This window comes from Sphingomonas sp. PAMC 26617 (assembly GCF_000242835.1).
GTDB lineage: Bacteria > Pseudomonadota > Alphaproteobacteria > Sphingomonadales > Sphingomonadaceae > Sphingomonas.
The window spans coordinates 4,039,667-4,064,451 of record NZ_JH594425.1; the positions used below are offsets into that span (position 1 = coordinate 4,039,667).

Sequence of the window (24,785 nt, forward strand, 5' to 3'; positions counted from 1 at the left end):
CGAAGCGATGACCGATGGCGCGCTTGCGGCGCATCTCGCACAGGTCACCGGCGCGTTGCTGCTGACGGTCCGGGAGTCGCGGATGTGTTCGGCGCACACGCTGGGCAAGGCCGGCGACCAGACCGCGAACCAGTTCCTCATTCACGCGCTGCGCGAGCAACGCCCTGACGACGGCCTGCTATCGGAAGAAGAGAAGGACTCGCCCGACCGGCTTTCGCGCGAGCGGGTGTGGATCGTCGATCCGGTCGACGGGACGCGCGAATATGGCGAGGGACGGTCCGACTGGGCGGTGCATGTCGGGCTCGCGATCGACGGCGTCGCGACGGTCGGCGCGGTCGCGTTGCCGGGTCTCGGCGTGACGGTGAGAAGCGACGCGCCCCCCCCGCTGCTGCCAATGCAGACGCCGCTGCGCATGGTCGTCAGCCGCTCCCGCCCCGCGGCCGAGGCGATCTCGGTGGCGACCGCGCTGGGCGCGGTGCTCGTGCCGATGGGATCTGCCGGGGCGAAGGCAATGGCGGTCGTGCGCGGGGAAGCGGAAATCTACCTCCACACCGGCGGGCAATATGAATGGGACAGTTGCGCGCCGGTCGCGGTCGCCGCGGCGGCGGGGCTGCATGTCAGCCGGGTCGACGGCTCCCCGCTCGTCTACAACCGGCGCGACGTCTACATGCCCGACCTGCTGATCTGTCGCGCCGAACTGGTGCCCGCAGTGTTTGCGGCGTTGCGCGGGCGTCCGGCTGACAACCCCGTCGGCTGACGTCCCTCCCCGGCCGTTTCCGCCAGACCTCGGCTCCCGCCAGACGCCAGACGTCACGGCGGACATGTCCGCCGCGCCCCGACATTGCTGGATCGAAGCGCGGCGGTCAGGCCCCGTCAGGTCGCATGGCGATCAGGCGATATCGATCTTGTCCTGGGTACGCAGGTCGAAATCGCTCGAGTCGTGCCGCTCATGCAGCTGGTCGGACGGCGCGCCGGTGAAGCGGTTCACGATCCTTCCGCGCTGCACCGCCGGGCGCGCGGCGATGGCAGCCACCCAACGCTGGACGTTGGTATATTCGTGCAACGCGAGGAACTCCGCTGCATCCCCGTAGAACTGGCCCAGCGCGACGTTGCCATACCAGCACCACACCGCGATGTCGGCGATCGTATAGTCGTCACCCGCCAGATAGGGCGTTTCCGCCAGTCGCCGGTCGAGCACGTCGTACTGACGCTTGGTTTCCATCGCGAAGCGGTCGATCGCATATTCGATCTTGGTCGGCGCGTAGGCGTAGAAGTGGCCGAAGCCCCCGCCGAGATAGGGCGCGCTGCCCATCTGCCAGAAGAGCCACGACAGCGTCTCCGCGCGACCGGCCCGATCGGTCGGCAGGAATGCCCCGAACTTCTCGGCCAGATAGGTCAGGATCGCCCCGGATTCGAACACACGGATCGGCGTGGGCTCCGAACGGTCGAGCAACGCCGGTATCTTGGAGTTGGGATTGACCGCGACGAAGCCGCTGCCGAACTGATCCCCCTGGTCGATGCGGATCGGCCAGGCGTCATATTCGGCCCCCTCGTGCCCCAGCGCGAGGAGTTCCTCGAGAAGGATGGTCACCTTCTGGCCGTTGGGCGTGGCCAGGGAATAGAGTTGCAAGGGGTGCCGGCCGACCGGAAGGTCTTTGTCGAGCGTTGCCCCGGCGATGGGGCGGTTGATGGCGGCGAACTGCCCGCCGTTTGGCTTGTCCCAGGTCCACACCTTGGGGGGGCTATATTCCGGCTGATCAGACATGATGTACTCCTGATGATGGGTCACGATATGGTGTCGAGATTGAGTCGCCGATAGACCTAGCGCTGCTCTAGCCGACCTTGAGGGCGCTGGTCTTCGCGGCCGGGGTCCGGTCCGCTGGGCGCGCGTCGAGCACGGAAAACCAGTGCGAGAGACCGGGCAAGGCGGTCGCGAAATTGGCAAGGGCCCGCGCGATCAGAAGGTCGGCGAATTGAAGCAGCAGGAGGATCTCTATCGCATATGGGATATTCGCCTGCGCGAACGAAACGAGAATCGTCTCCGAAAAGCTGTAAAGCCGATGGGCCTGGCTGAGGGCGGCGTGTCCCATGCGACACCTATGCCGCTTTGCTGCGGGCGAGCGCCGACAGCGTGGCCGTGATCGCGGCGGGCTCGAGCCGGTTGCGATGATCGACATCCGTGTGCGCGAAGGCGATGCTCCCGCCCCGGTCGATGACGAAGGTTGCTGGCAGGGGAAGCACCCAGCTTTCGTCACCGTTGCGGTCCGGCAGCGCGTGGCCGAGGCTGGTGAAGATCGGCCGCAACGCGACGGGGAGGTCGAACGCGATCCCGAAGGATCGGGCGACGCGCGATCCCATATCGCTCAGCACCGGGAACGCGAGGTCGTTCGTCTCGACCGTCTTCAGTGATTCCTCCGGCGTCTGCGGCGAGACGGCGATCAGCGTCGCGCCGGCCGCCTCGAATTCAGGCAATATCGCCTGAAGGGCGCGCAGCTCGAGGTTGCAATAAGGGCACCAGCCACCGCGGTAGAAGCTCAGCACCACCGGGCCAGCGGCATGCGCATGGGATAGCTGCACGACACCCCCCCGTGCCTCGGTCAGCACGAAGTCCGGTGCCTGGTCGCCCGCCTTCACCGCGGTCTCGAAGATACCCGACCCGCTCAGGGCGAGATCGGCCTGGAACATCGCCGCCGCGATCCAGGCTGGCATCGTCGTCAACAGATCGGCGTCGAGGGCGCGAAGTTCGGATTGGAGTGACATCGTGGATTCCTTCGGCGAACGGAGCCGTTCAGGCGTGGTGCGAAACGAGCAGCACCAGCGCGGTGAGCATGAAGCTGGAGAGGCCAGCCAGCGTCGGGGCGAACTTGCGGATGGCGGTTGCAGCGTCGCAAGGATCGAAACCGGTGATCGTCATGGTCGGTCTCCCTGAGGGGTTCGGGGCCAGCCGGACTGCTCGCCTGCCACCTGAATGATCCCTTCACCGCTCATCCAGAAGGCGGGCTGAGGCGATATGATCTATGCAGAATTGGAATATACAGAGGCCGACGGACCGAGCGATCGCACCCGCTCGAAGCCTCCGCCAAGGTCGTGAATGCGCGGTCGATGCCCGCCCCGCTGCCTGAGAACGGCGCAAGGGCCTGCCCCCGTTCCAATCGCCGCCGTTCCAGTGCCCAGCGTGCCGGATCATCCAGTGACGTGCCGCATCATCCGAATTTATCATTTCGTTGCGAAACGTCTGGGATCATCACGACAAAACCGCACATGATGGCAATCATGAACACTACAGCGATCGACCAGATTCTCGCAGCGCTCGCGGTGAACGTGAAAGAGTTCGCGGTCTGTGCCTTCACCACGACTTCGGCGATCGCGATCGAGCCGCTCGACAAGATAGAAGTTCATTTCGTGCTCGCAGGGACACTCTATCTCGGCCTGGAGGACGGCACCTTCATCACGGCACCGACTGGCAGCATGGTGCTGGTGCCGGCGCATGTCAGCCAGGTGATCGGGGGGTCGGCAAGCCCCTCAGATGTCTTCAGCCCTGAAGAGACGTGCAGCAAGCGGCGCGATGGCTTGGTGCAGTATGACGCCACGACGGGAAGCGCGAGCAGCGTCCTCGTCGCCTGCGGTCAGATCAAGGCCGACATCGGCGGATCGTTCGGGCCGTTTGAAGGACTGAAAGCGCCAATCCATTCGCATATCGCCGACGAGCCGGTCGTCGGCGTCGCCTTCTCGACGATCCTTCGTGAAACGGGCGTCGCGTCCCTGGGAAGCAAGGCGCTGATCGGCGCGCTGATGAAAGCGTGCCTGATTCTGGCGCTGCGTCGCTCCGTCCAGGAGCTCGGCGCACGCAACGTCCTCCCCGGCCTGTTCGAGCGGCCGTCTCTGGCCCGGGCGGTGGCGCTCGTCGTCGAAGACCCGGCTTCCAGCCATAGCCTGACCGACCTCGCTCGCGCCGCCGGCATGAGCAGGTCCAAATTCGCAAAAGTCTTTGCAGAGACGTTGGGATCGCCACCGATGGCATTCGTGACCCATGCGCGCCTCGACAAAGCGCGGAACCTGCTTTTGTCGACCGAGCTTTCGATTGCCGACATCGCCCATCATGTTGGCTTCGCCAGCCGCAGCCATTTCAGTCGCAGCTTTCGTACCGCATTCGGCATCGATCCGACCCGGATGCGCCAGAGCGGGGAGGCCCGGGATGCGAGCTAATCCAGAGCCCTCGACCCCCCGACCAGAATGCGTCCGACGGGGGCGGCGCTGCTCTGGGCGGGGGTTTGTTTTTGCCGGGGCTGTAACCGGCACGCTCGTCCGACCGAACGACGGGACGTGCAACCCCGACCCCGCCTCGCGCCTCGACCATTCGCCGGTGCCGCAGCCCCGGCACCGGGGAACGCGTCGATGAGCGAGACCATCGACCAATGGGGCCAGTTGATGGCTGCGGCCCAGGACGGGCATGCCGCCGCCTATCGCCGGCTTCTCGACGAAGTCCGGCATTGGCTGAAGGGCTTCTACGCGCGACGCCTTCCCCCCGCGATGGTGGACGATGCCGTTCAGGAAACGCTGATCGCAATCCATGAAAAGCGCCACACCTACGATCCCGGCAGGCCTTTCAAGCCGTGGCTGATGGCTGTCGCCCGGTACAAGTGGATCGATCGCCTGCGGTCGATGAGCCGCTCGAGAACGGAGGAACTGGCCGAGGAGATCGCCGTCGACGACCATGAGAGCAGCGTGACCAGCTCGATCGTCCTGGCACGCTTGATGACCGAGTTGAAACCCGCCCAGGCCGAAGCCATTCGGCTCGTGAAGATCGAGGGTTTTTCGGTCGAGGAGGCTTCCGAGAGGACCGGCCAGTCCGGATCGCTGATCAAGGTGAACATCCATCGCGGGCTGGCGCGGCTCGCCGCGATTATTCAGAAGCAAACCGATGTCGAATGATGCACTGATCGATACGCTGGTAGACGATCTTCGTCCGGTACGCCGGCCGAAGTTCGGCCCCAGGATTGTCATCCTCCTCGCTCTGGCGATCATCGAACTCGTCGCTTTCCTGGCGCTCGGCACGTTGCGGACCGATATCGGCGCAGCGCTCGGTCGCGCCGCCTTCTGGTGGAAGATGGCGGGGCTCGGCATTCTCGCGATCCTTGGCATCGGCGTAGCCTTGCGGTCCTTCAGCCCGGTGTCCTCACCACGAAAGGGGCTTCGCCGCTGGGCGCTTGCGCTTGCGGGGATCGTCCTTGCCGGCGCTTTGCTCAATTTTGCCGGCCTCGGCCTGGAGGGACTGATGGGGCGACTGATGTGGCGGATGGGTGTCGAATGCCTGACCGTGATGACGGTCCTTTCGGTTCCACCCGTGATTGCGCTCGGATATATGATGCGCCGCGGCGCACCCACCGATCATGCGGCAAGCGCAGCCGCCGTCGGCGTTGCCGCGGCGGCGTGGGGCGCCTTCATTTTCGCGTTCCACTGCCCGAGCGACGATCCCTTCTATATCGTTTTCTGGTACGCCCTGGGCTGCCTCGCCATTACGTTGCCGACGCGTGCCCTCCTTCCCTTGCTGTCACGCTGGTAGGATCGGCCGAATGGCGCGCGCCGCCCCTGTTCGGGCGACGGACACGCAAGGCGCCGTTGGCAGACCACGGACGACGATGTCATCGCGACGTCGGGAAGTGTCGGTTCAGGTTCCAGACCGACGGCGTTGACGACTGAGGCCGTGCCTTCCATAGGGCGCGCGACGGCGATGGATTTCCGCCGGGCGATGGGGCCGAACCGCTCTGGCAAGAGCTGATGATTCCTACTTGGCGCCGCAAGGCAGCAAGGAGGAATCGTGCACGCTCGCTTTCTTACTCTCATTGGCCGGATGAACGTCTCGGCGTTCGCGCGTACCCGCCACGGTCATGCCATCTCCGTCATGCGCTGGGCGCTGATCCTGGTCCCGATGGCCGCTCTCGTCGGGACGCTCTGCGCGACCTTCTTGTGGAGCCTCGACGCCGTTACCCGACTGCGCTTCGCGTGGCCCTGGCTGCTCTACCTGCTGCCGCTGGGCGGCTTTGTTGTCGGGCTGCTCTACCACCTGACCGGCCAATCGGTGGAGGGCGGCAACAACCTGATCGTCGACCAGATCCATGAGCCGGGGGGCGGGGTGCCACTGCGGATGGCACCGCTGATCCTCTTCGGTACGGTGATGACGCATGCGTTCGGCGGTTCGGCCGGGCGTGAAGGCACCGCTGTCCAACTGGGCGGAAGCGTGGCCAGTGGCTTCGGCCGCGCGCTCAAACTCGATGCGGACGGCACGCGTGTCCTACTGATGGCGGGCATCGCGGCCGGATTCGGTGCGGTGTTCGGTACGCCGATCGCCGGCGCGGTCTTCGCGCTGGAGGTGCTGGCAATCGGACGCGTCGAGTATCGCGCGCTGGTGCCATGCCTGGTCGCGGCGCTCGTCGGTGACTGGACGTGTCTCGGCTGGGGCATCCACCACGGCGTCTACCGGATCGACGCGCTGGTGCCGGTCGATGCTTTGCTCGTCGCGAAGGCCGCTGTTGCCGGGGTGGCGTTTGGGCTGGTCGGCCTCGCCTTTGCGGAAGCCAACCATGCGCTCGGCGCATGGCTCAAGCGGCGCGTGCCTTATGGTCCGATGCGCCCGGTCCTCGGCGGAATCGCGGTCATCGCGCTGGTCTTCGTGATGGGCACGCGCGACTATCTCGGCCTTGGCACGCTGGCGGCGATGCCTGATGGCCTCACCATCGCTAGCTTCTTTGGACCTGACACCCACCCGTGGAGCTGGGCATTAAAACTGCTGTTCACGGTCGTAACGCTCGGTACCGGCTTCAAGGGTGGCGAGGTAACGCCGCTGTTCTTCATCGGCGCGGCACTCGGCAACGCGCTTGCCCCGCTGTTCGGCGTCCCGACGGGCGTGTTCGCCGCGCTTGGCTTCGTCGCCCTCTTCGCCGGTGCCGCCAACACCCCCCTCGCCTGCACCTTCATGGGCATCGAGCTGTTCGGTGCCACGTATGCCGTGCCGATCGCGGTGGCCTGTTTCGTCTCCTACCTCTGCTCGGGCCACAGCGGCATCTACCTGTCGCAGCGGGTCGCCGTGCCGAAGGTGTCAGCGACCGGTCTTCCTCCGAACGCAACCCTGCGCGACGCGCGGGCGCACCGCGCCAGGTCCGATCCCGTCGGGCGTTAGCCGTTGCGATTGTCCTGCACGGGGGTCGATCGCGGCGATGACGCGCGAGCCAATCCTGCGACGGAATGTGACCGCGAGTTTGAAGACGCACAAAACCGCCCGGCCGCGTTACGCCGCCGGACGGTTTCGTGCGTAAGGGGGTGGCCGCGCGCTCAGCTCGCCGTCGGGGTGAGGCTACCGCCCATCTTTGCGCACGACTTGGCGGAGATGTCCTTGAAGCCCTGGCCCTTGCAGTCGTTCTGACCCTTGCAGTCATGAGTGCCCGACTTGCAATCCGACTGCCCCTTGCAGGAATTGACGCCGTAACAGGGCTGCACCTTGCCCGAAGCGTGCGCACCAGCAGCCTGAGCCGGGCTTACGGAAGCGACACCGGCGAAGGCGAGCATGGCGGCGGCAGACGCGATGGCGGCGCCGGTCTTGAAGGTCTTCATAGCAAACTCCTGGATTGAGACGTGGTCTTGCCGAGTGGCACCCAAGATTTCGCCACCCGAATACGGCCGGTTACAGGCCGGCATGAAATCTATTCCTTGGACCATCGTGTAACCGCGACGCCTGTTCGGGCGGACTCGTCGGCATGGTCCGACCCCGTCAGCCTCCCGGACCATCGTGCGGCGTCCCGTCCTTGGGGCGCCGTACGTGAGGCGGACTGGAGACTTTACATGAACACGCGTTCCACCACCGCAATCAGCGCCCTGCTTCTTGCGTCCCTTGCCGCGGGTGCCACCACGGCAGCGCACGCTCAGGCGAGCAAGCCGATGGAAAAATGCTACGGTGTCGCCAAGGCCGGCAAGAACGACTGCAAGGCTGGCGCGGGCACAACCTGCGCGGGCACTTCGAAGATCAACTATCAGAAGGATGCCTGGAAGCTCGTACCGGCCGGCACCTGCGCCAAGATCAAGACTCCCGGCGGCTTCGGCTCGCTCACGCCCGGCGCCTGAGGAGCCGTCGGATGATCATGACCGCAGGCCTGGGCTTCAAGCTTGAGCATCTCGATGAAGCGTTGACCGCGCGAAGCCCGGGCCTGTGGTTCGAGGTGCATGCCGAAAACTATATGGTCGATGGGGGGCCGCGGCTGCGCGCGCTTGCCGCGCTCGCGGAGCGCTTTGCGATCTCGCTCCACGGCGTCGGCCTCTCGCTGGCGTCGGTGGAACCCCCTGCCGCAGATCACCTCCGCAGGCTGCGCACCCTCTCCGACCTGATCCGCCCGACCGCCATTTCCGACCATCTCGCATGGCAGAAGTGGGCGGGTGCGCATCACGCCGATTTCCTACCCTTTCCGCGAACGCGCCAGGCGCTCGACATCACCGCGGGCAACGTCGCGCGCGTGCAGGACGCGCTCGGTCGTTCGATCTTGGTCGAAAACCCCTCGCTCTATGTCGATCTGCCTGGTCACGACCTCGACGAGGCGACCTTCCTCGCGGAATTAGCGGCGCGTACGGGATGCGGTCTGCTGGTCGACGTGAACAACATCTTCGTCAGCGCCGCGAACCTGCGTTTTTCACCGGAGGCCCGGATCGACGCGATCCCGGCCGCGATCGTCGGCGAAATTCACCTGGCCGGCCACCGACCCGACCCCGACCCGGCGAGCGGGTTGCTGATCGACAGCCACGATGCGCCGGTCTCCGACCCCGTCTGGCTGCTCTATCAGCGCCTGATCGACCGCATCGGCACGCGTCCGACCCTGATCGAACGCGACGATGAAATTCCGCCCTTCCAGACGCTGATGCTGGAGCGCGACCGCGCCCACCGCCTACTCGAGCAGAGGATGTCGATCGATGCGTGACGCCGCCGAGTTTCAGCACGCCTTCGGCAGTATGCTTGCCGCCCCGGATCCGCCGAACGACCCGGCAATGCGACGCGCGATCGCGATCCACCGCAATACCGCGCGCAAGGCGGCAAGCGACGCGCTGTTCGCCAATTATCCCGTGACGGCGGCGATGGTGGGAGAGGCGGCATTCTCCGCCTGCGCCGCGTCCTATGTCGAGGTCGCGCCGCCACGCGAGCCCCGGCTTTGCCTTTATGGCGAGCGGTTCGGCCCCTTCGTCGACGTCTGGACGCCGTTCGCAGAGGCGCCGTATCTCGGCGCCGTCGCCGGGCTCGAGCGTCTCGTGACCGAGGCGCTGTTCGCAGCAGACCAGCCGCCGCTGGACGCAGCGGCACTTGCGCGGGGCATCGACCCGGAAGCCGCCCTGCTGTGGCATCCTGCAACGCGGATCGCGCAGGCATCCGTACCCGCTGCGAGCTTGTGGCGTGCGCACCAGCCCGACGCAGGACCCGACGCGTTCGACGCGATCCGCTGGGATCAGGAGATCGCGCTGGTCACGCGGCCGGGAGACGCGGTCGAGGTTCGCGTCATCGATGCGCCGACCCAGGCCTTCCTTGCGGGCAAGACGCTCGCCGAGGCCGCGACCGGTGCGTCACGCGACGGCGGAGACGTTGCGGCGATCTTCGCGCTGCTGCTGTCGGCCGGGGCATTCGTCCAAGACATTCGATGAGGAAAATGACATGAATCGCTACGCCCGTTTCTGCGCGCAGCTTGACCGGCTTCCCGGTTCGCTCCTGTTGCTGGTGGCACGCTTTGGCGTGGCGGCGGTGTTCTTCCTGTCGGGGCGGACCAAGGTCGACGGCCTGCTGCACATCACCGACAGCACGTACACGCTCTTCGAGACCGATTACAGGATCCCGCTGATTCCGCCGCACGTCGCGGCGCATCTGGCGACAGATCAGGAGCATCTCTTCCCGATCCTGCTGGTGCTCGGGCTGTTCAACCGCGTCGCGGCCCTGGGCTTGCTCGGCATGACCACGGTCATCGAGGTGTTCGTCTACCCGGACGCGTGGCCGACGCACCTGAGCTGGGCGGGCCTGCTGCTTCCAATAATCTTCCGTGGCGGCGGGAAGATCTCGCTCGATCACCTGCTGGGCCTGGACCCGGCGCGCGAGCGCAAGGCACGGGACTATGCCGCCGACTGATCGCCGTCACGCGCCGTGATCCGCTCGCGCAGTTTCGCCAACGGAGCGCGGTTGTCGAAGACCGGCTCGCCATCGGCACCGGGTGCAACCCCGAGCTCCTGAAACAGGTCGACCAGGTTGGTCGACACGGCGGTGGTCGCGAAGCGGGTGTAGAGGTCGATGAGCGTGGTTGCCCCGATCGCCGCGTCTCCGACCATCATCAGATGCTCGGGCGACCAGCTCGCCGTGTTGCCGCCGCTGACGGAATTGATCCGCCGAAGCGCGTCGCGGAGCGAACGCGTGCCATTCGTGGCCCGATAGATGCCGATCTCGGCTAGCAGCCAGAACAGCGCTCCGCCCCAATACAGGCGTCTCCAGGCTTGCGTCCCGTCCATGCCCGCGTCGCCGGGCTGCGGATTTCCCTGTGCCATGCCTGCGACCGCTTCCTTCCAGAGCGTTTGCGGCGAAAGCTGGCCGATCTGCGCGCGGGCGATCGGCTCGACATAGGTCGCATTGCCTTCCTGCAGCCAAAGGGCGCGGCGGGGGAGATCGGGCAAGGCGCTATGGACCAGCTCGTGCACCAGCACCCAGTCACGGTCGAACGCCGCGCGGCCGGCGTCCCTGCCGACGTGGATCCGCGTCGCCGAACCGGCGTAGCCGTAGGTCGTGGCATGCCCGACGCGATCGCCGGGTTCGGCGATGATCAGCAAGCCATAATCGCGCACGGGAAACCTGCCGAAATAGGCCGTAAGCGCCATCGCCGCGGTGCGGATCCAGGACAATACGGGTCCTCGCGCCAACCCCGGAGCGCCATCGGCAAAGACGATGGTGATCGTCCCGCCGCCGATCTTGAGGTCCTGCCCGGGTTGGCTGCGCAGCGCGGCGTACAGGGAATCGGGATCGTCATAGCTGGGCGCGGTGCCCGTCCCGGCGAGCGACGTGCCACCGGCGGCCACCGCACCCAGGCCGAGCAGGACGGCGCGTCGATCGATCCGGGCCATGCCTCACCGCAACGCGGGAGCAGCAAACGTCCTGCCCTGAACGGAATCGATATCACTAGCAACGCAGGTGGTCCTGAGCGCGCTTAGGCTGACCCGACGTGCCCGCTGCGCCTGAGGCGGTGCGGCGACGAACCTCCGGGCGGTCAACGGCAAGAAACGAGCGAGGGCCATGATCGGGCTTCCGGGATCGAGGAACGACTGGCGGACCGGTCGCAACGGCGTGAGCGTTACGCCTCAGCTCGCCTTGACGGCTGCAATCACCGGCCCGCCGCGCCCGGCCTGCAGGAACACCGCCGTCGCTAGACCCGGTGCCGCATGCGGAAGCGCATATTTCGCAGAGGGGCCGGTCCAGTGGCCCACCATCGTCAGTTGGCGAACGATGTTCCGGTGCGGGATCGTGCGGCCACCGTTTTCGCCGGCCCTGATCGCGACCTGCACGGTTCGCGGGTCGAACGTCGCAACCCAGACATCAGCGCCCCGCGCGGGCGACCGACCCGCCGCGACGGCGACGGTGCCGCCGCGGATGGCCAATGCGGGTCCTTCGGCCGAGGCGGTACGGATCGAGGCCTCCAGCTCGTTTCGGTTATTGCCGACGATCGTCCTGTTGCCGTTGATCCACACTTGCGGCGTGGCGACATTACCCCGGTGATTGAAGCGGGCGAAGTCCCATTGCCGCTCGGTAAAACCCGGCTTCGCGAAGGTGTCGCGCCAGCCAAGCGTATCCCAGTAGGTGACGCCGAACGACAGCGCGACGACATCCGGCCGGTCGGCGAGCGCGTTGACGTTCGTATCCGCCGGCGGGCAGCTCGAACAGCCCTGGCTCTGGTACAACTCCACCAGCACCGGGCCGCCGTGGCGCAATGCAGCCGGCTGGGTCGCACCACGGCTGGATTCGACCGCAGCCACGCTTCCGGCGGTTACGGCAAGCAGGGCGAAAATGACGTAGGGAGTCCGCATCATACATTCCTCGGTCAGAGTCCCGGCATCGCGGGGGGCATCGTTCCCGCGAACGGAACGACCGCGACCGCCAGCACGGCATCGCGCGTCGCATCCGAACCGACACAGCGGAGCGCCGCGGAAAGCATCCGTTGGCTGGACTGCGGGTTCATCGGGATACCCCTTGAACTCGGGAACGATGCCACGGACTTCGCCCGCGCGAACGGTCCGGTTACAATAGGGTAACCAACATCCGGCGCGCGACCTCGCTGAACGCGCGGATGTTGGGTCGATCGCTGCGGCCACTTTGGAACAGGAGCGATACGGGTACTGACGGCGCAGGATCGCCGGCAAGTATCGTGCGGAGCCGTCCCGCAGCGATGTGATCGGCCACCTGGTACGACAGGGTCCGGACGATACCGAAGCCCGAAACCGCGGCGGCGATCGCTGCGTCCACGCTGTTGACCGAGAGGCGCGGTATTTCCCCGCGCCGGCCCGACTGCCCCGCCCGCCCCCGGTGAGGCCCCAACTCGTCCTCGAGTGCGATCACCTCGTGATGCCGCAGATCGGCCAGCGTGGCCGGCACACCGCGGCCCTCCAGATAGGCAGGGCTGGCACTCAAGACGGCGCGCACGTCTCCAATGACTCGCCGGTGGAGCGCACTGTCCGGCAGGTCGGCAATCCGGACCGCGATGTCGACGCCCTCTTCCACGAGGCGAACGACGCGGTCGAGCAGGAATAATCGAACCTGCAGGTCGGGATAGAGCCGAAGCATCTCCGCCACGACCGGCAGGATGTGAAGACGTCCGAACATGACGGGCGCCGTCACCGTCAGCAGCCCTCTCGGCGCCTGCTTGCTCCCGCGAACCGCGTCGAAGGCACCGTCGATCTCCGCGATGCCCGCGCGGGCCCGTTCCAGGAACGTCGTGCCGTCCTCGGTCAGCCGGACGCTTCGCGTGGTCCGCATCAACAGCTGGACGCCGAGGCTCTCTTCCAGCGCCGCGATCGTACGGGTCACGGTCGTCGGAGACAGGCCGAGACGCCGCGCGGCCTCCGCGAAACTGGCATGCTCGGCGACGCTGATGAAGATCCGCAGGGTTCGCAGCCGGTCCATGGTCCCTCCAGATGAGGACACGCGATTATCATCGCAAACCGCAACAATGAAGTGCGATCTTATCCGATTATCGTTCGGTTCGTGTTGAGCCAGAACAGGGCATCGAAGCCATTCCTCTCAAGGAGAAGAGCATGAAGACCGTCGCCCTCGGCACGCTGGCCGCCGCATCGCTCGTGCTGGGAGCACCCGGCAGCGCCGACGCCACCCCCGCCGGGGAAGTCGCCCCCCTCCCCGCCAGCACGGTCATTCACTATCGCACCGCCAAGGTCGAAGGTCTCGACATCTTCTACCGGGAGGCCGGTCCCAAGGACGCCCCCGTCGTAGTGTTGCTGCACGGCTTTCCCAGTTCGTCCTTCCAGTACCGCAACCTGATCCCCGCGCTCGCCGACCGCTACCACGTCATCGCGCCCGATTATCCCGGTTTCGGCGGCTCCAGCGCGCCCGATCGCGCCACCTTCGCTTACACCTTCGCGCACCTGACCGATGTCACCGAAGCCCTGCTCGGACAGCTCGGTGCGACGCGGTATACCCTCTATATTCAGGATTATGGCGCCCCGGTCGGTCTCCGGCTCGCGCTGCGCCACCCCGACCGGATCACCGGCCTCATCGTCCAGAACGGGAACGCCTATAAGGACAACATCCAGGGTTTCTGGAAGCCGGTCGAGGCTTTCTGGGCCAATCCCACGCCGGCCAATCGCAACGCGCTGCGCAAGGTGCTGACCCCGGAGCTGACCAGATGGCAGTATGTCAACGGCGTCAGGGACCCGAGCCGGGTCGACCCCGACACCTGGCTGCATGACCAGACTTTGCTCGATCGTCCGGGGAACGACGCGATCCAGCTCGATCTGTTCTACGACTATCGCACCAACGTGGCGCTCTATCCGGAATTTCAGACCTTCTTCCGCACGCGCAAACCGCCGACGCTCCTCGTATGGGGCGCCAATGACGAAATCTTCCCGGCCGCGGGTGCCACGGCGTACCTGCGCGACAACCCCGCGGCCGAGCTGCACCTGATCGACTCGGGTCACTTCGCGCTGGAGGACCGGGCTGACGAGATCGTCCCGCTGATCCGCGACTTCCTCGCACGTACGCTGCCGAGGCAGTGATGCGGTGATATGGCGATGCGGGGCAACGGACACGCAATTTTCGTTCGGCGTAACCGTTCGCCCCCGTGGACCGAATGCCGGCAAGACTCGCGGCGTGGAGGCCCGTCGGCCGAGGATCGCCGGAGCATTTGATGAACACCGAAGCGCTGATTGCTGAATTATCCACCCGACTACGCCCGATACCGCGGGGCACGCCCCGGACGCTGCTCCGCAACGGCCTGATCGCCGGCGCGGTCGCCGCCGGGATCGCGGTGCTGTTCTGGCCCAGCCTTGGTCCACGGCCGGACATGGCGTCGGCCGTCACGACCGCGGCGTTCTGGATCAAGATGCTTTACACTGCGTCGATCGCCGCGCTCGGGTTCGTGGCGCTTGACCGGCTGAGCAAGCCCGACGCGGCGGCGCTGCACTGGTCGAGGCTGCTCTGGCCCCCGGTCGCGGCGCTGGCGGCAATCGCCGCGATGCGATGGGCCGTGGCCCCGGCCAGCGAGTCCGAGGCGTTCTGGATGGGATCGAGCTGGTGGCAATGCCCCACCTACGTCGCCGCGCTTGCGCTGCCGGTATTCGTCGGGCTGATGGGGGCAATGACGCGGCTGGCACCGACCCGACTGCGGGCGGCAGGCGCGGCGGCGGGCCTCGTCTCGGGTGGCACCGGGGCGACAGCCTATGCGCTGCATTGCACAGAAAGCTCGCCGGGCTTCGTCCTGCTTTGGTACTCGCTCGGCCTCGCCGCTGCGACGGTGCTTGGCGCGGTTGCGGGGCCGCGTCTCCTGCGCTGGTGAGATCGGCTGCTCGAGCCCTGCGGTTGACGAAGCGGACGCGCCGAATTTGTCCTTCGCCCGTGTAACCTTCCACGCCCAGTCTTCGAACGTCCCTCTTTGCTGGTCTGGTATCCCCCGGAACAAGCCGGCACACCATTTGGAGGCAAGCCGTGCAGCACGTCGAGATCGCACCGTTTCAGGGGTTCGGGCTTGGGCTGCGCATCCCGCATTTCCAGAATTTCCTGACCGACCCGGTCCCGGTGGATTTCCTCGAGATCATTTCGGAGAACTTCATGGTCGCCGGCGGCCGCCCGCTCCATGTGCTCGATCAGGTCAGCGAGCGGTGGCCAGTCGCGATGCACGGTGTTTCGATGTCGATCGGCTCCGCCGACGGGGTCCGGCTGGATTACCTCGCGCGTCTCAAGGTGGTGGCGGATCGAATCCAGCCGCTCTGGGTGTCCGACCATCTCAGCTGGTCGAGGGTCGAACATGTCAATTCGCACGACCTTCTGCCGCTGCCGTTCACCGAAGAGGCACTCGACGTGGTTTGCGCCAACATCCTCCATGTTCAGGACGTGCTCGAACGCCCGCTCGTGTTGGAGAACCCCTCGACCTATCTGACCTTCGCCGACGATCAGATGACCGAATGGGCGTTTCTCACCGAGATGACCCGGCGCACCGGCTGTCATCTCCTTCTCGACGTGAACAATATCTATGTGAGCGGCACCAACAACGGCTTCGACCCCTATGACTATCTGGCGGGCGTCCCCGTCGATCGCGTCCGCCAGATCCATCTCGCGGGCCACAGCCAGGGGCGCGAACGACTGATCGACACACACGATCAGCCGGTATCGGATCCGGTCTGGAACCTGTTCAGCCGGATCTATCCGCGACTGGGACCGGTTGCCACGATGATCGAACGCGACGACGCTATCCCGCCGCTTGCGGCGTTGCTAGACGAGCTCGATATCGCCCGCCGGATCGCCACCGAAGCGATGGCGGTCGCGGCATGAGCCTGCTCGCGCTGCAGCGGACGTTCGTGGACTTCCTGCTCGACCAACCGACCGATCTTCCCGTTGCCGTGAGCGGCAGCGCCGGACCTGGCCTTGCGGTCTACCACAACGCCTATCGCGCGCAGCTCGTCGCTTGTCTGAAGGACAGCTACGAACGGCTTTGGGCGTGGCTCGGAGACGACGCTTTCGCATCCGCGGCGCGGCATCATATCGACCGCCACGCACCGACGAGTTGGATATTGAGCGATTACGGGGTCGGTTTCGCCGAAACGATCAACGCGCTCTATCCCGACGATCCGGAGGTCGCCGAAATCGCTGCGCTCGACTGGGCGCTACGGCGCGCGTTCGACGGTGCCGATGCGGCGCCGTTCGCTCCGGCTCGGCTGATCGAGATCGATTGGGACGATGCGGTCATTCACTTCGTCCCGACGCTGGCCTTGCTGCCGGTGACGACGAACTGCGGTGCAATCTGGACGGCGATCGCCGCGAGCGAGGATGTGCCCGCCGCACGGATACTGCCGGAACCGGCCTGGGTGCGGGTCTGGCGTTTCGACCTGCAGCCCCATTTCGCGACGATCGAAGGCACCGAGACGGACGCGATCCGGCTTGCCGCCTCCGGAGAAAGCTTTGCCCGACTGTGCGATCGCCTCGCGGAAACGATCGGCATGGAGGAGGCGGTCCTGGTCGCGGGCCGATGCCTGTCGTCCTGGCTGCAGGATGGTCTGATCGCGGACATCCGACAAAGTCGACCGCCTGGCGTAACCGCACCCGCAACAGGAGACCGTGCATGATCCGTTTCTATTTCCATCCCTCGCCCAACCCCGCCAAGGTGGCACTGCTGCTCGAGGAAGCTGGTATCGCGTATGAGCTGGTGCCAGTGGATACGAGCAAGGGCGAACAGCATCTCCCGGCGTTCCGCGCGATCAATCCCAACGGGAAAGTGCCGGCGATCGTCGATCCCGAGGGGCCTGGCGGCAAAGCGACCAGTGTATTCGATTCCAACGCCATCCTTCTGTATCTCGCCGAAAAGAGCGGGCGGTTTCTGGGCGATCCGGAGTATCGCCCCGAACTCCTTTCATGGCTGTTCTTCGTTGCTTCGGGTCTCGGCCCGTTTTCCGGCCAGGCGGTCCATTTCGAACGGATGGCACCTGAGCTGAAATATGCCGTGAACCGGTACCGCCGCGAGGCGGAGCGCCATTACGAGGTGCTCGACTCCCATCTCGCTGGCCGGCGCTTCATCGTCGCTGACGAATACACGATCGCGGACATGGCCGCCTGGGGTTGGATCGAACGCGCCGGGGTCGTCCTGTCGGGATCGGATGATCCCCTCGCGGCCTATCCGAACATCAAGGCGTGGTTCGCGGGCATCGACGCACGACCCGCCGCGCAGCGCGCCCGTACGGTGGGCGGCGATCATCCGTTCAAGGCGACCAACGACGAAGAAACCAGACGCGCGCTTTTCCCGTCGAATTATTCCAGGGACGCATGACGAAACCGCGTTTCACCCGGCGTAGCGCGTGATGACTGGCCCGCAATCGGCGTCATCGTCCGCATCATCCCCGCATGGTGCCGCAGGCGGCGGCTTGCCGGTAGGCAGGCTGGTCACCATTGGCCGCGATCCGGCAGAAGTTCCTCGACCATCGGCCGGAATGCTTCGTCCGCGCGCCCGCGAAAAGCGCGCTGCACGGTTCGGTGCAGTGCGCCGTCTGCCGGACCGGGTTCGTCGAAAAGATCACGAGTTTCGGCGAAAAACGATCGTTTCCGTCTTGCCGGTCGCGTCAGAAGTGCGTGCGACTCCCCCGGTCTATCGGATCCTCCCTTGAACATACGCCGCTCGCTCCCCGCCTCCGGGCATCTCCCGCGCCTTGCCGCGTCGCGCCTCAAACGCTGTGCCATCGGCATGGCAATCCGCGCAGCAGCGGTGCTCGCGGGAGCGGGCGCAGCGTCCGCCCAGGTCCTCTTTCAATCGCCACCCGGTCCCGGCGCGCCCGCGATGGCGGACGAAGTCCGGCAGTTCGTGTCCTTGCGACAGGCGGAGCTTGACGTGCTGACGCCGCAGGCCAGGGAGGCGTATCTCGACGCGCGCAACGCGCAAAGTACCGCCAACACCGCCCGGAAGGCACGCCGCTATGCCAGCCTGAAACGGCTGGAAGCGTTCGAACGGAACTTTGCCCTGGCCGGTGGAACCCTGATGGCCGGGTGCGACCCGACCGGTGACGGGCATATCATCCCGGGGTTTGCCGACCAGCGGGAGATCGAACGTCTGGTTGACGCCGGTTTTTCGCCACTCGAGGCGATCAGGATCAGAACCCTGAACGGGGCGACGTATCTCGGCCAGGCTTCTGCGCTCGGTCAAGGGCCTCTGCGGCCTGTATTGATACCGCGAAGGAGACGGGTTCCCGCTCGAATTCAGCAAAGTCCGGAATCGAGCAGCCGCGTGATCGAGACCGAAACATACAGGAAAACCCTACGTAGCAGCGAAGGACCGTTATGATTTCTCGTCTTTTCCTCTCCGCGACCTTGCTCGCGGCAACCGCAGGCGGGGCCATGGCGCAGGACTTGCCACCGGTCCCGGTGTCGACCGAGAGCCCCTGGAATGGCGACTGGGTCCAAAGCCCGACGCGCAATACCCCAGACATCAAGGCGGCCGCGGCGCGAGGCTATCGTTTTCGCCTGCAGCCGGACGGTCGCATCCGCTGGGAGATCCCCTCCCTGCACGAAGTGGTGGAGGGCCGGGTCGACGGGCAGCCCATGAGCATTCGGCGTCTCAAGCCAACCGCCCTGACCTTGTCCGTTACCGCCGAAGGCCCCCGCGTTCTGCTTTACCACGTCGTCAATAACGGGAAGCCCGAGGGCGAAGGACGGATGACGTTGATAGACCAGGGCACCGCTTGGGTGGATATATCACAGCCGGTCGGACGGCCGGACCTTGCGGGTGCCGTAATCTACGTTCGACCCGACGTGGCGAACCGCGAAACCCATCTTTGAGAGGCAGGAAGACGACGATGAAGATCATTCTTTTTGGTGCAGTCCTTACGATGTCGGTCGTGCCGGCGTTCGCCACGCCGTACCGCACGCCTGTCCCAGCGACTTTCGAAAGCCGCGGCGAGGACCGACAAGCGATTGCGACGCTTCTCGACACCTACACCAAGGCGGTTTCGACCAGGAACCAAGCTCTGTTCGAAACCCTTCTGCTCGACAAGGGCATTCCCTTCACGGGCGTCCCACTTTCGCGGAAGGGTCAGGATCTACCGGTAAATACTTCGCATTACGAGGAATTTCGCAAGGGGGTGTTCGAGGGAGAGCCCTTCACGCAGACCTTCAGGGACATCCACGTCAAACAGGACGGTCCGCTGGCTCAAGTCTCGCTGGTGTTCGAGAATACGACGGCAACCGAAAAGAGCTGGGGTTGGAAGACGATGGAGTTGATCAAGCTAGACGGTCGATGGAAAATCGCTGCCGAGTTCTTCACCGGCTACACCTAAACGCATCGACGCGAACGTGCGCCTTGGAAATCGTCGCATTGGCAAGGTCGCTCGCCCGCCTTCGTGACCCTGCCGCACGCGCGAAGGCCGAACATCGCCAGCCGCTCACCGTGGCGGACGGGAGCGGCGCATGATGAAATCCCGGTCGATCGACTGACCGAGCGGGAAATCATACGCACCAACCACCTCGAAACCGTACGCCGCGTAGAACCGTTGCGCTTTTCGGTTGCCCGACCAGACTCCGATCCATTGCGCTCCGGCCGAACGGGTGCCCATCCAGTCGAGTGCCGCCTCCATCAGGCGGCCGCCATGACCGTGCCCCTGCTGGTCGCGGCTGACGTAGAGACGGTTCAGCTCCATGTCGGCCGCGGTTACGTCGGGGTGCGGCAAGCTGCAGGGTCCGGCATCGGCATAGCCGATCAGCGAACCGTCATCGTCGATCACTCATGTTGCCTGGTCTGGATCGAGCAATCTTGATCGCACCACTGCCTCCGAACTTTTCTCTGCTTCGAAGGCGGCAATATCTCTCGCGGAATATGGCATGGCGAAATCGAGCAAGGACATCTCGCGCCAGGTTCTCCGCGCCAAAGCTGCCAGAGCATTGACGTCGTCTGGTCCCGCACGGCGCAATGTCGACATTTCGCTTCTCCATCCCGTTCGATGGCCGTCAGAGGACAGGTCCAGCGGCTGCGGGTCCCTTCGGTCGCTGGTCATCGGCTGGCCTTCGATCCCGTCGCGCGTCGCAACCCGACCGTGTCCGAAGGATTCCGATGACCAGCCGCGTGGCAGTCCGGCGCGCTACATTGCCAACCGGGAAACGACCTCCGGATCGTAGATTCGTTCGAACACCTCCAGCCCGCGCCGCACGGCCGGACGACGATCGATCGCCTCGACCCATCTCCGCAGATTGGGGAGCTTCGACCACGGAAGGTCCGACATCACCGATCTGGTGATCGTATAGGCCGCGATGTCGGCAAGGCTGAACGCTGCCCCGGCGATGAATTCGTCCCGCGCGACATACCTCTCCGCCGTCTCGAGCGTGGCCAGCATGCGATCCATCAGGATTTTCTGCGCCTCCTGGGCGTTTGAATCGCGCAGCGAGAAGGCCGCGTGATTGACAGCGATGACGTCGGTCACAAAGAAGAACAAGCGCTCGAGGACGATCGCCCGGTGAGGCTCGTAATCGGGCAGCAACCGCCCCGCTCCCTTGCCCGCTGCGTAGAGCATGATCGCGGTCGATTGCGTCAGAACGAACGGTTCCCGGCCGTCTTCCCGCTCGACGAGGACCGGGACCTTTCCCAGCGGGTTCAAGGCGAGATGGTCGGCGCCCTGATGCTCGAAACTCGCGAGGTCCACGAGCTTGGGCGTGTAGGGAAGATCGGCTTCCTCGAGCGCAATCGCGGCTCTGAGGCAATTGCCGGTCGGTGCACCGTAGAGCTCAAATGTACTGTTCATGTCCGTCCCTTTGTCTGTTCGGTGCCAAGTCAAGAATGCGTCTCGCCGGAGTGACCCCGTGGCCGACGCGCCGCCGCCGTCAGGACGCGATTGCGCGCGCTGCCTGCCCGATCACGTCGATGACGACCTCGGGGAACGTGATGGGAATGGCGTGCGAGGAGTTCAGTTCGATGACCTGGGAGCCGGCACGCTCGGCCTCGAACTGAAACTCTGCCTGGGGGATGACGGGATCCAGCAGCGGGCGGATCTGCCAGCTCGGCTTGGTCGTCCAGGCAGCGGACGTCAGCTTCTCGTTGAGCGCTGCAAGGGAAATCGGGCGCTGGATGGCGATCATCAGCGCGAGTTTGTCCTCAGGCACGTCGGCAGCGAGGAGATAAGCGTATTTCTCGGGCTTGACGACGAGATTGGTGCCGCTGGTTCCATCGGGCAAGGTGTATGGGACCAGATCGACCGAAGTGCCGAAGTCGCCGCCGGGAAACCGTTCGAGACAATCATTGGTCGACTCCCCCGCCCCGGGCATGGGCGAGCCCGCGTAGATCAGCCCCTTGACCTTGGGGTCGTCCCCCGCCTGACCGATGACCGCCCCGCCATAGGCGTGGGAAACGAGGATCACGGGCCCCTCGATCGTGTCCAGCAGGCTGCGCAGGTAGGCGGTGTCGTGCGCCACGCCCCGGAGCGGATTCGAGAAGACCTTGAACGGATATCCCTCGCGCGTGAGCCCCTGGATCACGCCATGAGTCCAAAGCGACGAGTCTTCGACGGCACCGTGCACGAGCACGATCGTTGGTTTAGCGGATCCGGTATGCACTGGCTGTCCTTTCGGGAAGGTTCGGTTGAAAACGGGCGGCCGGCACCTTCTCTGCGCCGAGCCGCCCACCTTCGCATCAGTATTGGCATTCAAACGCCAATGTGCGGTCTTACTTGAATGCGACCACGTGCAGACGAAGGACCTTGGTCTCGACGAACAGATCGTCTGCGCGCTGGACAAACTCCTGTCCTGCCGGGCCGGCCATATGCGCTTCGCCGGCAGCTTCGTCGACGAACGAGTCGAATACCCGATACAGACCGGTCTCACCTTCGACCTTGGAGCCGTGCCACGTCAGGTTACCCGGCTCGTCCTTCACCAGCAACGCTTCACTTGCGAGAAACGCCTCGACTTCTGCTTCCTTGCCAGGCTTGGCCTTCATCTCGATCAGGAATGCGAACTTAGCCATGTCATTGTTCCTTTTGTTGACATGCGCGCGCAATCGCGCGCGCAGTACTAGGCTGGCTGCACATCGCCAGCTCAGTTCCGTGACGTAAATATCGATTTACGCGGTTCAGAGAGTTTGCTTGCCGCCTGCGTACGGATCCGATTTTCGCCGTATCGGTCGGGGGTCCGGCAGTGTGGTCCGCAAAAGAGACCGTCCGTCGTCCGCCCCTACCTCAAGCGCTTCGACGCGCCGGAGGTAGGGTTGAGCGACAGGGGTAAGACGTCAGGCGGCGTGCTGCCGCGCGAGCTGGTCCAGGACCGGGAACATCAGCGACGGCTCGGGGCGGCGGGTGTAGTCGCCATTCACTTCGGCGTAGACGATCGTTCCGTCCTGCGCGATGACGTAGCGGGCGCTCATCGGCAGCGTCCAGCTATCCTCGCCGTTGAACTGCGGCAGGTCGGCGCCGAGCATCCGGTGGGCCACCCGCAGATACTCCGGCAGCGTCCAGCGCAGGTTGAACTGCGCGGCGACGTCGCCGCCATGGTCGCCCAGGATCGGGAAGCCAAGGCCGTTCTGGCGCTGCGACTTGCGGCTGTTGGGCGCCAATTGCTGGGAGACCGCAACCAAACTCGCGCCACGTGCCTCGATCTCCGAACGGGCGGCTTCGAGCGCGGTCAGCTCGTAGTTGCAATAGGGACACCAAACGCCGCGATAGAAGGTGGCGACGAGTGGCCCTTTGGCGAGCAGCGCTGCGGACGAGACCGGGTTGCCGTCAGGATCGGGGAGCGTGAACGCCGGTGCGATGTCGCCGACCTTAAGGGCGCGGGCCGGTGCGCCCGAAGCGATCAGTTCGTCGACCGAGCGATGCAGCGCTTCGACCGCCGCCGGGGGGGCAAGTCGCGTATCGAATTCGACCTTGAAGGCATCGAGCTTGCCTTGCAGCGGCAAATCGGACTGCAAGATATGAGCGAAAGTTTCCTGGAAATTCATCGAGCTTCTCCTTGGCGGCTCAGCACCATCGCTGCCGTGACGCCCAAATGCTCTATTATGCGGCATTGCAGTAGAACCGCCCGAGCAATATGACTTATTCAAATTCAGAATAGGCGACGTGTTCGATGGATCGATTGCATGCGATGGAAGTATTCGTTCGCGTCGTGGAGTCCGGTTCTTTTTCGGCCGCCGCGCGCGACTTGCAAATAGGCCAGCCCAATGTGTCGAAATTGATCGCGGCGTTGGAGGAGCACCTCCAGGTGCGGCTGCTCATCCGCTCGACACGACAGCTCCACCCGACCGAGGCGGGCCTGGCCTTCTACGAGCGGGCACGCCGCACCCTCGCGGAAGCCGACGAGGCCGAGACCGCCGCGCGCGGCCTGGGCAAAGGGCTCGACGGTCGGCTGCGCGTCAGCGCGCCCGTCACCTTCGCGCGCCTGCATGTCATTCCAAGGATCGGCGGTTTCCTGGACGCGCATCCCAATCTTCGGGTCGATTTCGTCCTGGACGATCGCTTCGTCGATTTGATGGGCGAGAACGTAGACGTCGCGCTGCGTGGGGGAGAGCTGTCGGATTCGAGCCTGACCGCGCGAAAGCTTGCCACGTGCGAGCGTCTGGTCGTTGCGAGCCCTGCGTATCTCGCGCGGATGGGCACTCCGTCCACACCGGGGGACCTGCTCGAGCATACCGCGCTGGTCTACACCCAAGGCCTGATCGCGGAGGAATGGCGCTTCCGTCGAGAGAGCGGGAATACATCCGTGTGCGTCCCCACGCGGCTGTCGTTCAGTGCGGCCGAAGGCGTGCGGGAGGCGGTCATTGCCGGCCTCGGCCTCGCGATCAGCTCGCGGTGGGTGATGCAGCCGGAGCTCGACGACGGGCGCGTGGTCCCGGTGCTGACCGACTGGAAGCTCCCTCATGCCGACTTATGGGCCCTGTTTCCGTCCGGGCGACTGCCGACGGCGAAGGCGCGCGCGTTCGTCAGCTGGTTCGAGGAGATCTTTTCGAAGACGTAGCACCGAGTGCCGTTGAGAAGAGGCTTGCCCGACGACTGTCCGCCAGCCCCCCGCGCCGGGGGCAGCAGGGGATTGGGAAAGACGTCGATCGCCCCTAACGTCCAAACCAGTTTACCTTCGACCGGCCATGCCGCCAGCCATGACGCCCCCCTAGGCGCAGGCACAGTCGAAGGTTTGGTCGAGCGGGTTCCCGCTGGCGGCCTTCCGCGGCGTCTTGCGCCCGAAGATGGGCGGCTGGGGTGTTCGTTGCGCCCAGCCGCCCAAGTTCGTTCAGAACCGCGCAATCATGCGCCGCCGTCGGGCATCACTTGTGCGCGACTACCTGGAGGCGGCTCATCTTGGACTCGGAGAACAACTCGCCCGCCTTGTCGAAGAATTCCTGCCCTGCCGGGCCGTTCAGATGGGCGTCGCGGGCTGCTTCGTCGACGAACGTGTCGAAAACCCGATAGACGCCCGTTTCGCCTTCGATCTTCGCCGCGTGCCACGTGAGGGTTCCAGGCTCGCCCGCGACCAACGAAGCTTCCTTTGCGAGGAATGCCTCGACTTCCGCCTCTTTGCCGGGCTTGGCGTTCATCTCGATCAGTAATGCGACCTT

The 24,785-nt window shown here is 65.2% G+C and carries 34 protein-coding genes and 1 riboswitch; of the genes, 18 read left to right on the top strand and 16 right to left on the bottom strand.

Features of this window, described 5'->3' with window-relative positions; genetic code table 11:
• The first annotated feature begins 7 nt into the window (after nucleotides 1–7).
• Nucleotides 8–757, top strand: a complete 750-nt coding sequence (locus tag RH91_RS17925) for a 3'(2'),5'-bisphosphate nucleotidase CysQ (RefSeq protein WP_232283550.1) — start codon at nucleotides 8–10, stop codon at nucleotides 755–757.
• Nucleotides 758–889: 132 nt separating this feature from the next.
• On the opposite strand, the gene yghU is transcribed toward RH91_RS17925, so the two are convergent.
• The 4 genes from yghU to RH91_RS23500 form a co-directional block, all read right to left on the bottom strand.
• Nucleotides 890–1,765 carry a glutathione-dependent disulfide-bond oxidoreductase gene (gene yghU / locus RH91_RS17930; RefSeq protein WP_010164498.1) on the bottom strand — a complete coding sequence of 292 codons (876 nt, stop codon included), beginning with the start codon at nucleotides 1,763–1,765 and terminating at the stop codon, nucleotides 890–892.
• Between the two features lie 67 nt (nucleotides 1,766–1,832).
• A complete protein-coding gene (locus RH91_RS17935) occupies nucleotides 1,833–2,090 on the bottom strand; it encodes a hypothetical protein (RefSeq protein ID WP_010164500.1) in 258 nt (85 codons plus the stop codon).
• A gap of 7 nt (nucleotides 2,091–2,097) precedes the next feature.
• Nucleotides 2,098–2,760: a peroxiredoxin-like family protein gene (locus RH91_RS17940; RefSeq protein ID WP_010164502.1), complete on the bottom strand. Its 663-nt coding sequence runs from the start codon at nucleotides 2,758–2,760 to the stop codon at nucleotides 2,098–2,100.
• 28 nt (nucleotides 2,761–2,788) lie between these two features.
• Nucleotides 2,789–2,914 carry a hypothetical protein gene (locus RH91_RS23500; protein WP_269724674.1) on the bottom strand — a complete coding sequence of 42 codons (126 nt, stop codon included), beginning with the start codon at nucleotides 2,912–2,914 and terminating at the stop codon, nucleotides 2,789–2,791.
• Nucleotides 2,915–3,261: 347 nt separating this feature from the next.
• Between RH91_RS23500 and RH91_RS17945 the strand changes: the two genes are divergently transcribed.
• The 4 genes from RH91_RS17945 (at nucleotide 3,262) to RH91_RS17960 (ending at nucleotide 7,177) form a co-directional block, all read left to right on the top strand.
• Nucleotides 3,262–4,206: a helix-turn-helix domain-containing protein gene (locus tag RH91_RS17945; protein WP_010164503.1), complete on the top strand. Its 945-nt coding sequence runs from the start codon at nucleotides 3,262–3,264 to the stop codon at nucleotides 4,204–4,206.
• Between the two features lie 189 nt (nucleotides 4,207–4,395).
• A complete protein-coding gene (locus RH91_RS17950) occupies nucleotides 4,396–4,932 on the top strand; it encodes a sigma-70 family RNA polymerase sigma factor (RefSeq protein ID WP_010164504.1) in 537 nt (178 codons plus the stop codon).
• The gene (locus RH91_RS17955; RefSeq protein ID WP_010164505.1) at nucleotides 4,922–5,563 is read left to right on the top strand and encodes an NrsF family protein; all 642 of its coding nucleotides are present in this window, start codon (nucleotides 4,922–4,924) and stop codon (nucleotides 5,561–5,563) included. Before RH91_RS17950 ends, RH91_RS17955 begins: the two co-directional genes overlap by 11 nt.
• A 155-nt stretch (nucleotides 5,564–5,718) precedes the next feature.
• Nucleotides 5,719–5,795: riboswitch (Fluoride riboswitch) on the top strand.
• 23 nt (nucleotides 5,796–5,818) lie between these two features.
• Nucleotides 5,819–7,177, top strand: coding sequence for a voltage-gated chloride channel family protein (locus RH91_RS17960; protein WP_029624048.1), 1,359 nt, complete (start codon nucleotides 5,819–5,821; stop codon nucleotides 7,175–7,177).
• A 152-nt stretch (nucleotides 7,178–7,329) separates the two neighbouring features.
• Here RH91_RS17960 and bufA2 read toward each other — a convergent pair whose 3' ends face one another.
• Entirely contained in the window at nucleotides 7,330–7,608 is a 279-nt protein-coding gene (gene bufA2 / locus RH91_RS17965) for a BufA2 family periplasmic bufferin-type metallophore (RefSeq protein WP_026046686.1), read from the bottom strand.
• 228 nt (nucleotides 7,609–7,836) lie between these two features.
• Between bufA2 and RH91_RS17970 the strand changes: the two genes are divergently transcribed.
• From RH91_RS17970 to RH91_RS17985, 4 genes are read left to right on the top strand one after another with little or no spacing between them, the layout of a single operon-like run.
• Nucleotides 7,837–8,115 (top strand): BufA1 family periplasmic bufferin-type metallophore, encoded by a 279-nt coding sequence (locus RH91_RS17970; RefSeq protein WP_010164508.1) that lies wholly within the window; start codon nucleotides 7,837–7,839, stop codon nucleotides 8,113–8,115.
• A gap of 11 nt (nucleotides 8,116–8,126) precedes the next feature.
• A complete protein-coding gene (gene bufB, locus RH91_RS17975) occupies nucleotides 8,127–8,960 on the top strand; it encodes an MNIO family bufferin maturase (protein ID WP_010164509.1) in 834 nt (277 codons plus the stop codon).
• Nucleotides 8,953–9,672 carry an HvfC/BufC N-terminal domain-containing protein gene (locus RH91_RS17980; protein WP_010164511.1) on the top strand — a complete coding sequence of 240 codons (720 nt, stop codon included), beginning with the start codon at nucleotides 8,953–8,955 and terminating at the stop codon, nucleotides 9,670–9,672. Before bufB (RH91_RS17975) ends, RH91_RS17980 begins: the two co-directional genes overlap by 8 nt.
• Before the next feature lie 10 nt (nucleotides 9,673–9,682).
• Complete coding sequence (locus RH91_RS17985) at nucleotides 9,683–10,147, top strand: DoxX family protein (protein ID WP_010164513.1); 465 nt, start codon at nucleotides 9,683–9,685, stop codon at nucleotides 10,145–10,147.
• Here the strand turns inward: RH91_RS17985 and RH91_RS17990 are convergent.
• The 4 genes from RH91_RS17990 to RH91_RS18000 all read right to left on the bottom strand — a co-directional run bounded on the left by RH91_RS17990 (nucleotide 10,132) and on the right by RH91_RS18000 (nucleotide 13,177).
• Nucleotides 10,132–11,127 (bottom strand): hypothetical protein, encoded by a 996-nt coding sequence (locus tag RH91_RS17990; RefSeq protein WP_010164515.1) that lies wholly within the window; start codon nucleotides 11,125–11,127, stop codon nucleotides 10,132–10,134. The genes RH91_RS17985 and RH91_RS17990 overlap by 16 nt on opposite strands.
• A 234-nt stretch (nucleotides 11,128–11,361) precedes the next feature.
• Entirely contained in the window at nucleotides 11,362–12,087 is a 726-nt protein-coding gene (locus tag RH91_RS17995) for a DUF1223 domain-containing protein (protein ID WP_010164517.1), read from the bottom strand.
• 11 nt (nucleotides 12,088–12,098) lie between these two features.
• Nucleotides 12,099–12,236: a hypothetical protein gene (locus RH91_RS22595; protein ID WP_157136967.1), complete on the bottom strand. Its 138-nt coding sequence runs from the start codon at nucleotides 12,234–12,236 to the stop codon at nucleotides 12,099–12,101.
• Between the two features lie 59 nt (nucleotides 12,237–12,295).
• A complete protein-coding gene (locus tag RH91_RS18000) occupies nucleotides 12,296–13,177 on the bottom strand; it encodes a LysR family transcriptional regulator (RefSeq protein WP_010164518.1) in 882 nt (293 codons plus the stop codon).
• Between the two features lie 131 nt (nucleotides 13,178–13,308).
• Between RH91_RS18000 and RH91_RS18005 the strand changes: the two genes are divergently transcribed.
• The 8 genes from RH91_RS18005 (at nucleotide 13,309) to RH91_RS18040 (ending at nucleotide 19,539) form a co-directional block, all read left to right on the top strand.
• Complete coding sequence (locus RH91_RS18005) at nucleotides 13,309–14,283, top strand: alpha/beta fold hydrolase (protein ID WP_010164519.1); 975 nt, start codon at nucleotides 13,309–13,311, stop codon at nucleotides 14,281–14,283.
• A gap of 131 nt (nucleotides 14,284–14,414) precedes the next feature.
• Nucleotides 14,415–15,062 carry an NrsF family protein gene (locus RH91_RS18010; protein WP_010164520.1) on the top strand — a complete coding sequence of 216 codons (648 nt, stop codon included), beginning with the start codon at nucleotides 14,415–14,417 and terminating at the stop codon, nucleotides 15,060–15,062.
• A 149-nt stretch (nucleotides 15,063–15,211) separates the two neighbouring features.
• Nucleotides 15,212–16,054 (top strand): MNIO family bufferin maturase, encoded by an 843-nt coding sequence (bufB, locus tag RH91_RS18015; protein WP_010164521.1) that lies wholly within the window; start codon nucleotides 15,212–15,214, stop codon nucleotides 16,052–16,054.
• Entirely contained in the window at nucleotides 16,051–16,845 is a 795-nt protein-coding gene (locus RH91_RS18020; RefSeq protein WP_010164522.1) for an HvfC/BufC N-terminal domain-containing protein, read from the top strand. The genes bufB (RH91_RS18015) and RH91_RS18020 overlap by 4 nt, the downstream gene beginning before the upstream one ends.
• On the top strand, nucleotides 16,842–17,543 hold the full coding sequence (locus RH91_RS18025; RefSeq protein WP_010164523.1) for a glutathione S-transferase family protein: 702 nt from the start codon (nucleotides 16,842–16,844) through the stop codon (nucleotides 17,541–17,543). The genes RH91_RS18020 and RH91_RS18025 overlap by 4 nt, the downstream gene beginning before the upstream one ends.
• 411 nt (nucleotides 17,544–17,954) lie before the next feature.
• Complete coding sequence (locus tag RH91_RS23230; RefSeq protein ID WP_010164524.1) at nucleotides 17,955–18,548, top strand: amidohydrolase; 594 nt, start codon at nucleotides 17,955–17,957, stop codon at nucleotides 18,546–18,548.
• Nucleotides 18,545–19,042, top strand: coding sequence for a hypothetical protein (locus RH91_RS18035; protein WP_010164526.1), 498 nt, complete (start codon nucleotides 18,545–18,547; stop codon nucleotides 19,040–19,042). The genes RH91_RS23230 and RH91_RS18035 overlap by 4 nt, the downstream gene beginning before the upstream one ends.
• Nucleotides 19,043–19,059: 17 nt before the next feature.
• Nucleotides 19,060–19,539 carry a hypothetical protein gene (locus RH91_RS18040; protein WP_010164528.1) on the top strand — a complete coding sequence of 160 codons (480 nt, stop codon included), beginning with the start codon at nucleotides 19,060–19,062 and terminating at the stop codon, nucleotides 19,537–19,539.
• A gap of 105 nt (nucleotides 19,540–19,644) precedes the next feature.
• Here RH91_RS18040 and RH91_RS21770 read toward each other — a convergent pair whose 3' ends face one another.
• The 6 genes from RH91_RS21770 to RH91_RS18065 all read right to left on the bottom strand — a co-directional run bounded on the left by RH91_RS21770 (nucleotide 19,645) and on the right by RH91_RS18065 (nucleotide 23,177).
• A complete protein-coding gene (locus RH91_RS21770) occupies nucleotides 19,645–19,983 on the bottom strand; it encodes a GNAT family N-acetyltransferase (protein ID WP_010164529.1) in 339 nt (112 codons plus the stop codon).
• A complete protein-coding gene (locus RH91_RS22600) occupies nucleotides 19,984–20,178 on the bottom strand; it encodes a hypothetical protein (RefSeq protein ID WP_157136968.1) in 195 nt (64 codons plus the stop codon).
• Between the two features lie 159 nt (nucleotides 20,179–20,337).
• Nucleotides 20,338–20,994, bottom strand: a complete 657-nt coding sequence (locus RH91_RS18050) for a glutathione S-transferase family protein (RefSeq protein ID WP_010164530.1) — start codon at nucleotides 20,992–20,994, stop codon at nucleotides 20,338–20,340.
• A 79-nt stretch (nucleotides 20,995–21,073) separates the two neighbouring features.
• Complete coding sequence (locus RH91_RS18055; protein WP_232283552.1) at nucleotides 21,074–21,895, bottom strand: alpha/beta hydrolase; 822 nt, start codon at nucleotides 21,893–21,895, stop codon at nucleotides 21,074–21,076.
• Between the two features lie 16 nt (nucleotides 21,896–21,911).
• Nucleotides 21,912–22,208, bottom strand: a complete 297-nt coding sequence (locus tag RH91_RS18060) for a putative quinol monooxygenase (RefSeq protein WP_010164532.1) — start codon at nucleotides 22,206–22,208, stop codon at nucleotides 21,912–21,914.
• A gap of 261 nt (nucleotides 22,209–22,469) precedes the next feature.
• Entirely contained in the window at nucleotides 22,470–23,177 is a 708-nt protein-coding gene (locus tag RH91_RS18065; protein WP_010164533.1) for a peroxiredoxin-like family protein, read from the bottom strand.
• A 143-nt stretch (nucleotides 23,178–23,320) separates the two neighbouring features.
• On the opposite strand from RH91_RS18065, the gene RH91_RS18070 reads away from it, so the two are divergent.
• Nucleotides 23,321–24,190: a LysR family transcriptional regulator gene (locus tag RH91_RS18070; RefSeq protein WP_010164534.1), complete on the top strand. Its 870-nt coding sequence runs from the start codon at nucleotides 23,321–23,323 to the stop codon at nucleotides 24,188–24,190.
• A gap of 304 nt (nucleotides 24,191–24,494) precedes the next feature.
• On the opposite strand, the gene RH91_RS18075 is transcribed toward RH91_RS18070, so the two are convergent.
• Nucleotides 24,495–24,785: putative quinol monooxygenase (locus RH91_RS18075; RefSeq protein WP_010164535.1), on the bottom strand; the 291-nt coding region annotated here is incomplete at its 5' end.

Coding starts and splice junctions, on each gene's coding strand:
- RH91_RS17925 (WP_232283550.1), top strand. CDS start 8: ATGACCGATGGCGCGCTTGCGGCGCATCTCGCACAGGTCACCGGCGCG.
- yghU (WP_010164498.1), bottom strand. CDS start 1,765: ATGTCTGATCAGCCGGAATATAGCCCCCCCAAGGTGTGGACCTGGGAC.
- RH91_RS17935 (WP_010164500.1), bottom strand. CDS start 2,090: ATGGGACACGCCGCCCTCAGCCAGGCCCATCGGCTTTACAGCTTTTCG.
- RH91_RS17940 (WP_010164502.1), bottom strand. CDS start 2,760: ATGTCACTCCAATCCGAACTTCGCGCCCTCGACGCCGATCTGTTGACG.
- RH91_RS23500 (WP_269724674.1), bottom strand. CDS start 2,914: ATGACGATCACCGGTTTCGATCCTTGCGACGCTGCAACCGCCATCCGC.
- RH91_RS17945 (WP_010164503.1), top strand. CDS start 3,262: ATGATGGCAATCATGAACACTACAGCGATCGACCAGATTCTCGCAGCG.
- RH91_RS17950 (WP_010164504.1), top strand. CDS start 4,396: ATGAGCGAGACCATCGACCAATGGGGCCAGTTGATGGCTGCGGCCCAG.
- RH91_RS17955 (WP_010164505.1), top strand. CDS start 4,922: ATGTCGAATGATGCACTGATCGATACGCTGGTAGACGATCTTCGTCCG.
- bufA2 (WP_026046686.1), bottom strand. CDS start 7,608: ATGAAGACCTTCAAGACCGGCGCCGCCATCGCGTCTGCCGCCGCCATG.
- RH91_RS17970 (WP_010164508.1), top strand. CDS start 7,837: ATGAACACGCGTTCCACCACCGCAATCAGCGCCCTGCTTCTTGCGTCC.
- bufB (WP_010164509.1), top strand. CDS start 8,127: ATGATCATGACCGCAGGCCTGGGCTTCAAGCTTGAGCATCTCGATGAA.
- RH91_RS17980 (WP_010164511.1), top strand. CDS start 8,953: ATGCGTGACGCCGCCGAGTTTCAGCACGCCTTCGGCAGTATGCTTGCC.
- RH91_RS17985 (WP_010164513.1), top strand. CDS start 9,683: ATGAATCGCTACGCCCGTTTCTGCGCGCAGCTTGACCGGCTTCCCGGT.
- RH91_RS17990 (WP_010164515.1), bottom strand. CDS start 11,127: ATGGCCCGGATCGATCGACGCGCCGTCCTGCTCGGCCTGGGTGCGGTG.
- RH91_RS17995 (WP_010164517.1), bottom strand. CDS start 12,087: ATGATGCGGACTCCCTACGTCATTTTCGCCCTGCTTGCCGTAACCGCC.
- RH91_RS22595 (WP_157136967.1), bottom strand. CDS start 12,236: ATGAACCCGCAGTCCAGCCAACGGATGCTTTCCGCGGCGCTCCGCTGT.
- RH91_RS18000 (WP_010164518.1), bottom strand. CDS start 13,177: ATGGACCGGCTGCGAACCCTGCGGATCTTCATCAGCGTCGCCGAGCAT.
- RH91_RS18005 (WP_010164519.1), top strand. CDS start 13,309: ATGAAGACCGTCGCCCTCGGCACGCTGGCCGCCGCATCGCTCGTGCTG.
- RH91_RS18010 (WP_010164520.1), top strand. CDS start 14,415: ATGAACACCGAAGCGCTGATTGCTGAATTATCCACCCGACTACGCCCG.
- RH91_RS18020 (WP_010164522.1), top strand. CDS start 16,051: ATGAGCCTGCTCGCGCTGCAGCGGACGTTCGTGGACTTCCTGCTCGAC.
- RH91_RS18025 (WP_010164523.1), top strand. CDS start 16,842: ATGATCCGTTTCTATTTCCATCCCTCGCCCAACCCCGCCAAGGTGGCA.
- RH91_RS23230 (WP_010164524.1), top strand. CDS start 17,955: ATGGCAATCCGCGCAGCAGCGGTGCTCGCGGGAGCGGGCGCAGCGTCC.
- RH91_RS18035 (WP_010164526.1), top strand. CDS start 18,545: ATGATTTCTCGTCTTTTCCTCTCCGCGACCTTGCTCGCGGCAACCGCA.
- RH91_RS18040 (WP_010164528.1), top strand. CDS start 19,060: ATGAAGATCATTCTTTTTGGTGCAGTCCTTACGATGTCGGTCGTGCCG.
- RH91_RS22600 (WP_157136968.1), bottom strand. CDS start 20,178: ATGTCGACATTGCGCCGTGCGGGACCAGACGACGTCAATGCTCTGGCA.
- RH91_RS18050 (WP_010164530.1), bottom strand. CDS start 20,994: ATGAACAGTACATTTGAGCTCTACGGTGCACCGACCGGCAATTGCCTC.
- RH91_RS18060 (WP_010164532.1), bottom strand. CDS start 22,208: ATGGCTAAGTTCGCATTCCTGATCGAGATGAAGGCCAAGCCTGGCAAG.
- RH91_RS18065 (WP_010164533.1), bottom strand. CDS start 23,177: ATGAATTTCCAGGAAACTTTCGCTCATATCTTGCAGTCCGATTTGCCG.
- RH91_RS18070 (WP_010164534.1), top strand. CDS start 23,321: ATGGAAGTATTCGTTCGCGTCGTGGAGTCCGGTTCTTTTTCGGCCGCC.